Raw genomic sequence first — 12,372 nt, forward strand, 5'->3', positions numbered from 1 at the left:
ATCAATGAACGGTAATTTTTGTGAAGGAACGGTGGTCTATCATCAACTCCCACGAAATGTCTTATACGCGCTCAATGAAATGGGATTTGACCCAGAGGCATACCGTGTATGTGCTGGCAACGAACTACAACAACTCAATCATAAAGAGCTCATGGCGCTTGTACACGCCGTTGCAGATATGCGCTACCAACATAATGGCAATGCCATGATCCAAGATACAACGGCCCATATTCTCACCACCGCAGATCGAGCTCGACTCCATAATGAACACGGTGATCTCAACAAAACCAATATTCTCCTAGAAATATGTTCGTATGCACACAAAGCCCTCGATTGGCATATTATCGCCATGAAAGAAGTGGGTCGTTATTCAGTAAGACAACTTGCAGAGATTGCTCAACAACACGGCATCATTGCTGATACTGCATTTGTTGAACAATGGGAGCACGCCGTTGTAGAAGGCATAGACTTTCTAGGACAGGGAGCACACGGGCCTTTCGACTCTGTAGAGCGACTTGCCTATGCCATAACACACCCACAAGAAGTCTTGGAAGCTACTGGTAATATCATCGCGCGCACCATGAGGGTATTAGCTATACAGGCCGAAATAGAAGACACCTGGGTCCCTGGAGTCGTACCAGACATCGAATCAATTGCAGCGTTTTACAGACAAGAGTTGGAGCCGCTCCATAAGACACTCGTACACCTCTCACAGATGAACTCAAAACAATGGTTCCGGTTCCTTACGTCACTTGGATGTGACATGAAACTCTATAGTTCAGGGGGGCGCTTTATGAAAACAACAGGAACTCATATACGACAATCTTTTTTCAGACACATTGCTCCCATCATAGAAGCTGTAGAAGAAGAGCAGCTCGCACAAAAAATATTCGAAGTTGCGTCAGAAATGGAAACCGTTGCACCTGGATATTGGGGTTACGATCCAAAATATCAAAAGCCAACACCGTTCACATATAAATCTCTAAAGTTATTTCGCAAAATTCAAAACACACTAGAACTAATGGCCATGCCCAATGCGGAAGTAGCCGCCTTGAATAATTTATCAGGCAAAATGGGACGACCTCTTGGAGAAAGAGTTATACGCCACATCCTTGAACCCGAAATTCGCATGGGAGGCAGATATAATGGTGGCCACTTTTATCAATCTGCTCTAGTGTTAGAGGACTTAGGCATCATAAAACTGACAAATAAAATGGTTGATAAACAGGGCGTCATCATGGCAGATATTTTGGAAGTCAGGACTGGAACTTTATCTCATGGGAAGACATTCTTCCCTGAATCTTGGACTCGTGAGCAATGTCTAGAGGCAATACAGAACGTGCAAAGCAAACTTGCATCTCGTGTCAAAAAATTTCCTACAGACAGAGTCATGACCTCCTATGGAATCGAAATCGAAGTCGCACATAATGGTGAAACACTTTTCACAGCATATCCGCGTTTCAATAAAGGATAACATGATTTATCAAGCAATCATTTGCACGAAATCATTAACCATAGATTCTGCTTTCAACCATCTTGCAACTCTCGCTTATTTTTTGACATCGGTTACTCAAACAGACAATATCGACAGCTACTACAAGATTGCTCTCTCAGATGAAAACACAAGTCAAGGACAAGGGCCAGGAGACCTAAGCTTTGAAAAAAACAAGACAACCATACGAATTAAGACCGATTTAGATTGCAAATGGGACAAAGAGGTATTCACAAGCAGTGCGGAAGCTTTTATTGCTATTCTCGAGAAATGGGAGCAGCTACTACAGGAAAATCACAGAGAAATTGTGATTACTCAAGACGGAGATAAAATAACCCTCGAAGGAAGAGACTAATTTACAAATATCAGAAAAAATGAGGCATACCCCAAAATTGCTCCCCTCATAGAAGCTGCAGAAAGAGCTCCCGTACAAGTCACCGAAAAAATATTCGAAGCTGCATCAGACATGGAAGCTGTTGCACCTAGATACTGGGGTTACGATCCAAAATATCAAAAACTCGACACTCCTGACAAGGCAATTATTCTCCCCACCGTTCAGTTTATTCGTATTTTGGAAACATGGGATCGCCTGCTCTCAGAGCAACCACAAGAGATCATCATCAAGGATGGTGATGAAATCAGACTCGAAGGTCGCAACCCTTCCCCTTGACGTCTTATCGACACACAGTACCTTATGGACTATTAAGAACAACTGAGGAGAACCCATGAAATCGCTTCCGCTACTTTTTGTCGTTACTGCAGTCTATGTACATACAGCAACCGCATCTGACTTTGATCGCGAAGATGAGCTAGTGTCTTATAGCCATCTTAAGCATATTGATCCCAATGAAGTCATGCGATCTGAAACCCTAGTCGACAATCTCGTTACATCCTTTTATAAACAACCCCCAGTTGTTGCACGACCTATCAACTTTGTTGAGCAAACATGGCAGGCATTCTGGCGATACCTCATTGGAGCAGGTTGCTATGGCCTCGCGAAAAAGCTGTATCTTAAAATTCAGGGGGTTGAAAAAAATAACTCATACCAACTGACAGGACTGCAACTCCTTCTATTGCTAGTACCATGGAGAAAGTTTATTGAGTGGCAAGATAACTACTGCCTACAAATGCGTATTAAGCCAAATAATGCGGCTCATATTGCTGGATTTATCTGTGCATCATTGGCTACGGCAAAGTTAAGCTAAAGCGTCCAATATGGATGTTCACCAGATAGTATGCGAACAACGTCGCTCGCCTGCCGGTGCTTCCTGATAAGTTGTCCTGACACAAATGGATCTACCCAACTCCTGCAAATCCACGCCTTAAGCACATGTCGGACAAATCCTAAAATCAAATCGGCTGCTTCATACATTTTAAATTGCGCAAATCCAAGTGGCGTTATTTCTGCGCCGCCGTATCGAACAACAATAGTATGTTTCTTGTGAATACCTCTTTGTGCAAGGGTACAGAGCGATATAAACACTGAACCGTTGTAACTGCGTATTGCATCCATCACAAACATAGCCTCAAAAACCTCTCCATAACTGAGACCATGTAAAGGCGATAGCTTGTATCCTCGTTCAAGAAGATAATCCAGAATAACTCGATACCGATTTGCCGAACGTTGCATGTCGCTCTCATCGAATGCTTCTTGCACTATATCGCGAGCGTCATACTCTTGGTTTTTTGCGGCTCCATCAAAAACCATAATGATCGCATAGACAAGATCGATGATACCCAGACGATGCCCATCAATCTCAAACGTAACATCAAACTCTCCTTCAAGAACTCGTGGAAATGAGAGATTGCAAATTTCATCAATCGTATACAGCGCGATAAGCGCATCTCCAGGCGATGCCCACTCTACGCCAGCATTTCTTGGAACAAAACTTCTCAATGGCCACCTATCAGGCTCTCTATAAGAAGCATTATCATGATGAAGCTCGTCACACCCATAGGATCGCCACCGGTCATGCATGGTATCTCGTTTGCACAGGCGACGAACCGTCTCTTCATCTATGACTACTTCATACCGATCCGGAATTCTCTTCCATTCTTCCTGAAACCTCTGCCACCATTCTTCCTTGTTAAATTCAAATGGTTTATCCTGTTCATTCGCCTCATCTTCTTTCCTCTGTTCTTGCTCAGATTGCTCATCACAAAAAATTAATCCAACGACTGAAAAGAAAACATAGAAAATAAAGTGAAATCTCATGGTCGATATCCCCTACATGTTGTAGTATCAAGACCACAGTATATCGATTCTCACTAATGAGACAAAATCAATCCCATTTATGTCCAACACAGCGAATTAATATCTAAGCTACAACACCCTTTCTTCAGAACGCATTTCCCGCTCACGATCATGACGTGCGCGCATTTCATCTTCACGACGCCGAGCTTCTTCATCAACTCGTTCATGTTCTTGATCTGCCCTTTCTCTGCTGATTTTTCCCTCTGTAACCGCTTGCTCAATCTCCTGAAACCTTTGTACTTTTTGCTGAACCAGCTCCGCCTCTTCTTGCGCAAGCCGTTGATCAAAAACTTCAGACGTCTCTTCTACGATACGATTACGATACACGTCATCTTCAAAGGAAATCATGTCTGCAACTTGAGCAGCATCGATACCTGCTGCACGCAAATCTTCCTGCGTTGCCACGGCTGCATCTACTGCAAGCCCCGGTACGCCTGCCTCAACAGCGTCTACGCCATCTTCCATCGTTTCAGTAGCACCTAAAAGCGGTTCTCGCTCCGGAGCATCTAAAGCAATATCTCCAGAAGGATAACGTTGACGCACACTCGTACGCGTTTGGTCTTCAGCAATCCGTACTTGTGTCGTACGACTTGGAAATGCATCTGAAATCGCATTGGCAAAGTTCTTGAGCGCACGCAAGAATCTATCCACTAATCCCAGCTCTCGCTGTGTCCTTGCCCCTATGATCTCGAGAACTCGTTGTCCCTCTTGTAGCCGTACAACGCCGTTCATCGTATCAAAGACACTTTGAGTAAGATTATTTCCATCTAATACAATGTTACTTAATTGCGGACATCTTGTTAGCAATCTGCCAAACGCCTCTTCACTTACATAGCGTAATTGATTTTCTGAAAGATCAAGCCGAACAAGTGATGGCGGTAATGAATCAACAAAATTTGTATCGAAAGTCTCTATACCATTATTGTTAAGATTCAACGTTCGCACTGAGGTCATTTGATCCACAGGAATCTCTCTGAGATTTCGCAACATGTTGTCTGAGCAATTTACTACGGTGATACGTTGAAGCGGAATTTTGCCATCAGTTGCCAATCTCATAAAACCCTCTGTACTCGAAAGTAATTGTCCTGATAGATCCAATGTTTTTGTGCCATCGGCAGCCTCAGCGTATAGCCGTCCTATAGTATCTGGCGCATCGGCTTCCGCTGCAGGTAAGCGACGGTCTACAAGATCATTGACGCTTAACCCGTAATCAATGGCATAATTAAACAAACTTTCCTGATGCGTCTTTCCTCGGCTTCGTTGCCATTTATAATATTCGCGCGCAATCTCACGCTGCACAGCGAGAGAAAGACCATTGAATTCATGGCTTATTTGAAGACTGTCATCACTGTTACTCCATAACTCAAGTGAGTTGCCAAGTTTTGAAACAAAGACGCGACCGCCAAAAACGTTAATGAACCACTCTGGTTCCATATTACTAATGCCCAGGATCCAAGCACGTGCAACCTCTGGGGTATAATCTTGTGGGAAGAATCTTCGTTGCACCCACGAAAACACGTTTGCACCTATCCATGCAACACCAGCTTTTTTTGCAGCTTCAACCGGCTGCATCTGAAAGAGATCTCGTAGTGCCGCAACACCACCCACAGCCTCTATGGCAATAGGCATGTACTCAATGACAGTGACACGAGCTTTTTGTACAAGATCTCTAATCTTCTGTCTAAACCAATCCTGCCATGTCTGGTCGTCTGGCGCAGGAAAATCGCCGAGTTCTTGGACAATAAAACGCTTATACTGCGCATCCTCATTGGCATGCATTGCGAGCCCGAGAATCATCATGCCCAAGTCCTCCGCCACATCAACCTGAACTGTTTTTCCCGGTTGTTCTTCATGAGCATTCAAAATACGCTGTGATCCTTGTGCCCTATACTCAGATAGTTTCACTCCAGCACCATCAAACTGAACCACTATGTCACGTGGCTGAAAATCCAAAAACGTACGATAGCGTTCTCGCATGGATTGCTTAAGGGTTTCACGCGCCGACTCGGCAACATCTCCCCCCAATAACTTATCCAGGACCTCATTCCTGTCGTCTGGTGACATATGAGTATCTTCAGCTCGTGCAAGCATAACGTTGTGATACTGCCTGAAGCACTCAAGAAACGTCTCATCTTGAAACAAGTCTTTCTGAGTCGCTTCGTTCTCAACTCCTGTTACTTGATCCAGCGAATCGTTTAGAAATGCAATAATATATTCTTGTGCCCATATTGCATCTTCAGCAAACATAACATCTCGAACATCTTGTCTGCTGAATAGATTGCGCCGAATCTGGAAATCTTCAATTCCCAGTCTGAAGGAGACTTCAAGTAGATCTGAAAAGTTAGGATCGTCACCAGAAAGACTGCTCATACGAGTCGTAGCCATGCTGGCAAGCGCCGCCAAATTGTCAAACACAATATCCCCAACTCCTCCACGAGCATCTATCCGGTACACGACCGTACCATCTTCCTGAACAACCATGGTGCGAGATACAAAATCTTCGGTCTTATCAAAAAAGGTATAAATGTCTCTGAGCGATGCAAGAGAAATGCTTTTGCGGCTACCACTTGCTGCTTGTTCAACGGTAACATTGATCAGTTCATCGAGGCGCTCCCCATCCTGCGGCCTTTCATAGTCATACCATTCAGCATCAGTCTGAACACGATTCCGCGAATACTCTTGGTAAACATCAAAAAACTGGGCTTGCAATTCCCACGGCATATTCAGCAGCTCATCTTGCACCTCTTGTGGTAACGGCTGCAACAAGCCATACCTATCACCTGTCATATCAGCAATTTCTCCGTGGACCGCTTGATAAACATGTTCCATATATTGTTCGCTCAACCAAAATGCCTGCTGCAATCTAGGCTCGAGGTGCGAGAAAAGTTCGATTCTCACAGTTGGCCACACTTTCAGAAGCGAACTGATATCTTGAGTATCTAATGCTTCTTTTGTTGAGATGTAGGAAAAATATGCTTCACTTCCAGCCAGTAAATTTGTAGGCCACTTGAGGCCCCAACGAACTGCTTCTGCCAACAGATCTCCTGCAGATGCAACCTGAATGTCAATCTGAGAATTACGTATCAATTCCTCGATTTGTCGATACGCCTGCCCCTGCCCTCTGGCTCTATAAAATAACTCATAAACCGTTCCCGATAACTCAACCTTGCCCCCTTCAGCTGCGAATAATCTTGGATATGCATCGGACCAAATAGGATCGACTTGAAATGACTGTGTAGCATCATCTCTATTGATAATGGTAACGGGCTGTGGCTCAGTTGACCTCCATGGCCACAGCCACTCTAAAGCTACAGCCTGACCACACCCCAAGGTAATCATCAATATCACAGGAAACTTCTTACTCATACACACTTCTCCTTACCATCTTTACTAGGACTAAGGCAAACCTACTATATGCAGAGAGGACAAGACAAGAGTACCCATTTACCCTTTCACCCAGGCCGAAGTATACTGAGTGACGCAGAGAAAGATAAACCGTCAGGAGACAATCATGAAAATCACATCATTATGCGTGGCATCTTTAGTAGCCGCAGCAAGTTTACAGGTAAGCGCTCAACCAGTGGTGTGGGATCCTCCACATCCAAAGCCAGCCACAGAAGAGGAGGTTGTAGAGAACTACAAAGCGTTTCTCTTCCCAGCGGAAGAAGAGCTCGAAGAGCTGCGGGTTCTTTTCAGAGATGCAATAGGAAATCCTGATGAAATAACACGGCTTCACCACAGGATTAGATTACTGCAACATGCCATAAAATTAGCGGGTGGACTCAATAATGATCGTTACTACCCCTACCGCCCAGCAAACGCGTTATTAAACCAATTTCGCCAGACAGATTCCTACAAAACATCGAGCCTGGCTTATCGCCTTAAGCTACAGGTATGGTCCCTCAGCGAAAGGGTTAATGTTTTTACTTGGGGTAAATATCAAGGGTCAGAAGGATGGCTGGCTCGTCAAATCAACAAGTTACAGTTAAGAAATAGGTTTGATCGTGACTATCAATCATGTATGCACGTTACAGCTGATTCATTAAGCTTGCAGAGCGGCTATCTGCTAGCGTCTTTGCGCTATGGTATTAAACCGTCCGGAGAGCTCCGTGAAGACTGGCAACCTGAGTACCTACAGCCACTCTACACCGAAGAAAGGCCTCTCTCCTGGCCCTTTGAGGGAAAGATATCTCATCATTTGGTGTACTGGGAAGAAATACAACGGAGAATTGATCAAGAGAGAATTCGTCGCATGCAAGAGCAGGGTGCCGACGAAGGTCGCAACCGCAGCGCAAGTGGCAGCGCCGCCAGTGACGATTCGGATATCTCTCGTTAGATAATCGCGAGTAACCTTGCGCACTAGATTACCAATCTACTCACACATCACACATGAACGGTTGAGCAGATTGTGAACCTATGTTTATTGATCGTCGTTATTTTCAATACTTTGATTGGTTGAGTTTGGACATTGTTAATATTCCAACCTACTGATTTGTGCACGTATTTTATACTTGGCTGAAAGCCTCGATCTGTTCCTGGTGTGCCCGGCAGGATTCGAACCTGCGGCCTACGGATTAGAAGTCCGTCGCTCTATCCAACTGAGCTACGGGCACCTAAGGGATATTTTTGGAGTATAACCAACTTTGCCTCAAAATCCTATTGACGCCGCCGCTTGCCAGGAGATTTACGGACAAAGAGCTTACTGAACTCTTTCGCAATTGTTTGAAGTCTATTACGGGTTTCTTGGGTCAAGTCTGCAGTTTCCTCAATTTCAGACACGGTCTTTGGATAAACTGCGCTTGTATAGCTCACAAATTGAATAGCAAACTCATGCACATCAGAAAAATCAACATCATCCAAGAAATCTGCCTGTAAGAGGAATAACATCAGTGTCTGCTCAACAAACGTATAGCCTACAAATTCAGGTTGCTTGAGCAATTCAATGACCAACGCACCCCGACGAAGCCGACGCTGGGAAACAGGATCAAGCTCTGTGCCAAACTGCGAAAAGTCTAACAGCTCATGATATTGCGCAAGTTCGAGTCGCAAAGCCTGTGTCACTTTTTTGATCGCATTTGTCTGCGCTGCACCACCAACACGAGACACCGAAAGCTCTGCGTTAACAGCTGGTCGAATGCCTTGGTTAAAGAGCTGGGTATCCAAGAAAAGCTGCCCATCAGTAATCGAAATTAAGTTGGTTGGAATGTATGCAGTAATATCATCACTTTGAATCGTCACAATCGGCAATGCTGTAATAGATCCGCCAGCTGCTAATTTCCCAGCACGCTCAAGTAGGCGCGAGTGAAGATAAAAAATATCACCTGGATATGCTTCACGGCCTGGTGAACGTCGCAAGAGTAGTGACATTTCTCGATATGCAATTGCATGATTACTCAAATCATCATAAATAACTAGGACATCTTCACCTTGATCACGAAAATATTCAGAAACCGTGCATCCGACGTACGGTACCATATATTGATTTAATACAGCCTCGCTTGCATCAGCATTAATCACAACGGTATATTTTAATGCGTCATGCTCCTCAAGCGAATTAACCAATCGCGCAAGATTTGCTTTTCGTTGCCCGATGGAAACGTAGATACAAATAACATTCTTACCTTTTTGATGAATAATCGTATTAAGGGCAATCGATGTCTTACCAGTGCTACGATTTCCAATAATCAATTCACGTTGCCCCTTGCCAATAGGAACCAATGCATCAATGGCAAGAATTCCTGTTTCCAGCGATTCATTCACGGGACTTCGTTCAATTACACCCGGAATGTGTGCTTCAACAGCGCGCAACTCTTTTGTTTTTAATTCTCCTAATCCATCGAGAGGTTTTCCAAGAGCATTAATAACGCGTCCTAAAAGTTGATTTCCAACCTGCGTCTGAAAAACACCACCAGTACGCTTGGCAAGTTCTGATTCGGCAACAGGTATAGTGTTATAAAGCAAGAATACAGAAACATATTCTTCTTCTAGGCTCATTACTATACCTTTATTGCCACCCTCAAATGCAATAAGCTCACCAAACACAACATTGGTTAAGCCATAAAGACGACAAATATTATCACCAACCTGGATCACAATCCCGACCTCTTCCAGTCGTTCCTTGGAGAGACCTGTGAGTGATTTTTCAAACAATGAGATGAGGTCCGTACTTTTTAAATCCATTAGTCTCCTGTATCAATCATCGACCGTCGGATAGTTTCAATATTCTTTTTTACCGAATATTCCCACAAGAGAGTATCACTTTGTAATCGAAGCCCTGCAATTAACCCCTTATCCACCGAATGTGTATACAACACCTTGTGTGCTGTCTCACGCTCTAGGTATACTACTATATCACGCAGTTGTTGATCAGATAATTCATCAGAACTAGTAATAGTAAATGTCTTACAACACGCTTTATCTTTACACAAAAGCTCAATGTATCGCAACACATCAGGAAGTAAAATCACCCGCTTATGTTGTATAAGTAAGAGCGTAATTTTTTTTAATAATTCACCCACAGAACAGTGATCGAATAATGCACACAAAGCTCTTTCAACCACTTGAGCATTCATCAATGGTAAGGTAAGAAAAAATAAAATACCACGCTGTTTATTCAACATAGCACTTATTCCCGCGAGAACCTGAATATCATCCTTACCCAGAGCATCACCCGCAACATTGACAAATGCACAGGCATATCTCTTTGCCAGAATTGTATCACCTATATCCATCACTGTTTCCCTGAGCGAGTTTTTAGCTTTTCAACAATTTCTCCCACAAATGCTGCATTAGGATTTCGATGCATAAAATATTGTTTAAGAAGCTGTTCAGCATCGTGTAGTGCTGCAGTAATTACCTCTTGCTCTGCACCCTCTTGAACGCGATATTCCGACTGAACCTTGCGCTTGTCAAGAAGACGTTTCTCATGTTCTGTATGAGCCTGAATCAACAGTTTTCTTTTTATTTTTTCCGCATTACTCCATTTTTCTATATTCTCGATCAGGGAACTTCCATATGCCTGCTGCTGTGTAATGTCATGTTCAATGTGAGCGCTTTGCTCGATAAGACGTAACTGCTCTACTTCAAGCAACCTGACCTGTTTCTTATGCGATTTGATCCCCTCTCTCATTGTGTCTAGAAGATAGTTTTTGACAAGGTAGACGAGTGTTCCCACTAAGATGGCAAGGTTGGCAATCTTAAAAAGAAAAGTCATAAGAGATTCATTACTCAACATGACGCAACCTTTCGGTCAAGGCAGCAACCAAAACCTCTCTTGTCTTTATTTTTTTGTCTTCTGTAACATGCTCATCAGGAAGGGGGACGCTGCGGAATGAACGAGGCTCTACTTCAACTGTGGGATACAGCTCTTTAAATGACAGCTCAAACACGTCCCAATCATACTTTTTTCGTTGTTCTTTTAGCTCAACATCTTTGCTGTGCGCATCAATGTCATGCTTCAGAACAGCAACCTCTTCTTCTTCTTTGAGAATCAACGGAATAATAGGCTTAACAATTAAAAAACGGACAATGAGATACCCCATCCAGAAATGGAACATCTGTATAAATAAAGTAAAATTAATCGTCATGCCAACACGATAACTGTTTTATCGACTATAAAAAATAAGCATAATCGCAATCACCAGAGAGAACACACTCGCAGTTTCAACAATACCTAGTGCAAGTAGCATAGACGTTCTAATCTGTCCTGCACTTTCTGGGAACTTGCTTATTGTTTCAAGACCTTTAACGCCAATAAGTCCCTGCGAAACAGATGGACCTATGGTTCCAATAGCAATAGCAAACGCAGCACCAAAATAGGCTGCCATTTTTGCGTATTGTATCGTCATTAGATTATCCATTATTCATCCTTTCATACAGAAGCATCAAAATACAATTTCTTTTTCAGGATGTCGCTCAAGCGTTATTCCTGGAACAAGATCAAAAAAATCAATGATACAATTCATATGTCGTTCTTGCTCTTGCTCATCTTGCTCAAATTCTTTATTGCATTCCAAAACAAGCACGGGTATATCACGTAAATAGTTTGCAATGCCTTTTTTGGTAACAAGCCACTCTTCATGTTTTGCATGCAGCATCTTCAAATAATTAAGCGAAACACTCGACTCTTCTGAACGATTACGCTTACACATTCGTTGGTAACATACCTCAGGAGACGTCTTTAAGTAAATAAAACCAACTGGCTTAGTAACATAGCGATCAACAAGCCACGAAAACCATTCTTGATACAAACGCCACTCAAGAGGAGACATAACACCCATTTCGTAACAGTTCCGGGCAAAACAATAGCGATCCGAAAAAACAGATCGCTCTAAAACTTGGACGCCTCCGGGTCGCTTCAAGGCCTGCTCTTCTTGCTCAAGAACTCTCGTCACAAATGCATAAGTCTGAAAGGTATAAGCCCAACGCTTGGTATCATTATAGAACTTATCAAGCAAATTATCCCCTGTCCCAAGATTCTGCCACTTCTCATGTGGCTCATAGACAAGCTGCACATCAAGATACTTGCCAATGATTCCCAAAAAGGTTGACTTCCCTGCCCCTACGTTTCCTTCTAAAATGAGCGTTTTAGCTTTATTTGAGTCCATACATCTCCCTTATGTCGGCT

General features: G+C 43.3%; 13 protein-coding genes and 1 tRNA gene. 5 read left to right on the plus strand and 9 right to left on the minus strand.

All coding sequences use genetic code 11. The features are described 5' to 3' along the window. The 4 genes from JW872_00560 to JW872_00575 all read left to right on the plus strand — a co-directional run. On the plus strand, positions 1-1,474 hold a 1,474-nt coding region (locus JW872_00560), incomplete at its 5' end, for an EndoU domain-containing protein (GenBank protein ID MBN1549132.1). Between the two features lies 1 nt (position 1,475). Then, positions 1,476-1,847 carry a hypothetical protein gene (locus JW872_00565; GenBank protein MBN1549133.1) on the plus strand — a complete coding sequence of 124 codons (372 nt, stop codon included), beginning with the start codon at positions 1,476-1,478 and terminating at the stop codon, positions 1,845-1,847. A 111-nt stretch (positions 1,848-1,958) separates the two neighbouring features. Further along, positions 1,959-2,162: a hypothetical protein gene (locus tag JW872_00570; GenBank protein MBN1549134.1), complete on the plus strand. Its 204-nt coding sequence runs from the start codon at positions 1,959-1,961 to the stop codon at positions 2,160-2,162. A 55-nt stretch (positions 2,163-2,217) separates the two neighbouring features. Continuing rightward, a complete protein-coding gene (locus tag JW872_00575) occupies positions 2,218-2,697 on the plus strand; it encodes a hypothetical protein (protein MBN1549135.1) in 480 nt (159 codons plus the stop codon). Here the strand turns inward: JW872_00575 and JW872_00580 are convergent. Both JW872_00580 and JW872_00585 read right to left on the minus strand, forming a co-directional pair. Further along, positions 2,694-3,707, minus strand: a complete 1,014-nt coding sequence (locus JW872_00580) for a hypothetical protein (protein MBN1549136.1) — start codon at positions 3,705-3,707, stop codon at positions 2,694-2,696. The genes JW872_00575 and JW872_00580 overlap by 4 nt on opposite strands. A gap of 108 nt (positions 3,708-3,815) precedes the next feature. Beyond that, on the minus strand, positions 3,816-7,112 hold the full coding sequence (locus JW872_00585; GenBank protein ID MBN1549137.1) for a leucine-rich repeat domain-containing protein: 3,297 nt from the start codon (positions 7,110-7,112) through the stop codon (positions 3,816-3,818). 145 nt (positions 7,113-7,257) lie between these two features. Here JW872_00585 and JW872_00590 point away from each other — a divergent pair, with 145 nt between their 5' ends. Further along, entirely contained in the window at positions 7,258-8,082 is an 825-nt protein-coding gene (locus JW872_00590) for a hypothetical protein (protein ID MBN1549138.1), read from the plus strand. 200 nt (positions 8,083-8,282) lie between these two features. Here JW872_00590 and JW872_00595 read toward each other — a convergent pair. The 7 genes from JW872_00595 to JW872_00625 form a co-directional block, all read right to left on the minus strand. After that, a tRNA-Arg gene (locus JW872_00595) sits at positions 8,283-8,359 on the minus strand. Between the two features lie 43 nt (positions 8,360-8,402). After that, a complete protein-coding gene (locus tag JW872_00600; protein MBN1549139.1) occupies positions 8,403-9,926 on the minus strand; it encodes a F0F1 ATP synthase subunit alpha in 1,524 nt (507 codons plus the stop codon). After that, positions 9,926-10,477, minus strand: coding sequence for an ATP synthase F1 subunit delta (gene atpH, locus JW872_00605; GenBank protein MBN1549140.1), 552 nt, complete (start codon positions 10,475-10,477; stop codon positions 9,926-9,928). Before atpH ends, JW872_00600 begins: the two co-directional genes overlap by 1 nt. Continuing rightward, positions 10,477-10,980: a hypothetical protein gene (locus JW872_00610; protein ID MBN1549141.1), complete on the minus strand. Its 504-nt coding sequence runs from the start codon at positions 10,978-10,980 to the stop codon at positions 10,477-10,479. Before JW872_00610 ends, atpH begins: the two co-directional genes overlap by 1 nt. After that, positions 10,970-11,332 (minus strand): hypothetical protein, encoded by a 363-nt coding sequence (locus tag JW872_00615; protein ID MBN1549142.1) that lies wholly within the window; start codon positions 11,330-11,332, stop codon positions 10,970-10,972. The genes JW872_00610 and JW872_00615 overlap by 11 nt, the downstream gene beginning before the upstream one ends. A gap of 18 nt (positions 11,333-11,350) precedes the next feature. Further along, positions 11,351-11,605, minus strand: coding sequence for an ATP synthase F0 subunit C (atpE, locus tag JW872_00620; protein MBN1549143.1), 255 nt, complete (start codon positions 11,603-11,605; stop codon positions 11,351-11,353). Between the two features lie 24 nt (positions 11,606-11,629). Next, entirely contained in the window at positions 11,630-12,352 is a 723-nt protein-coding gene (locus JW872_00625; protein MBN1549144.1) for a deoxynucleoside kinase, read from the minus strand. Between the last annotated feature and the right edge of the window lie 20 nt (positions 12,353-12,372).

It is taken from the genome of Candidatus Babeliales bacterium (assembly GCA_016929235.1).
In the GTDB taxonomy this organism is placed as follows: Bacteria; Babelota; Babeliae; order Babelales; family JABCYS01; genus JAFGJD01.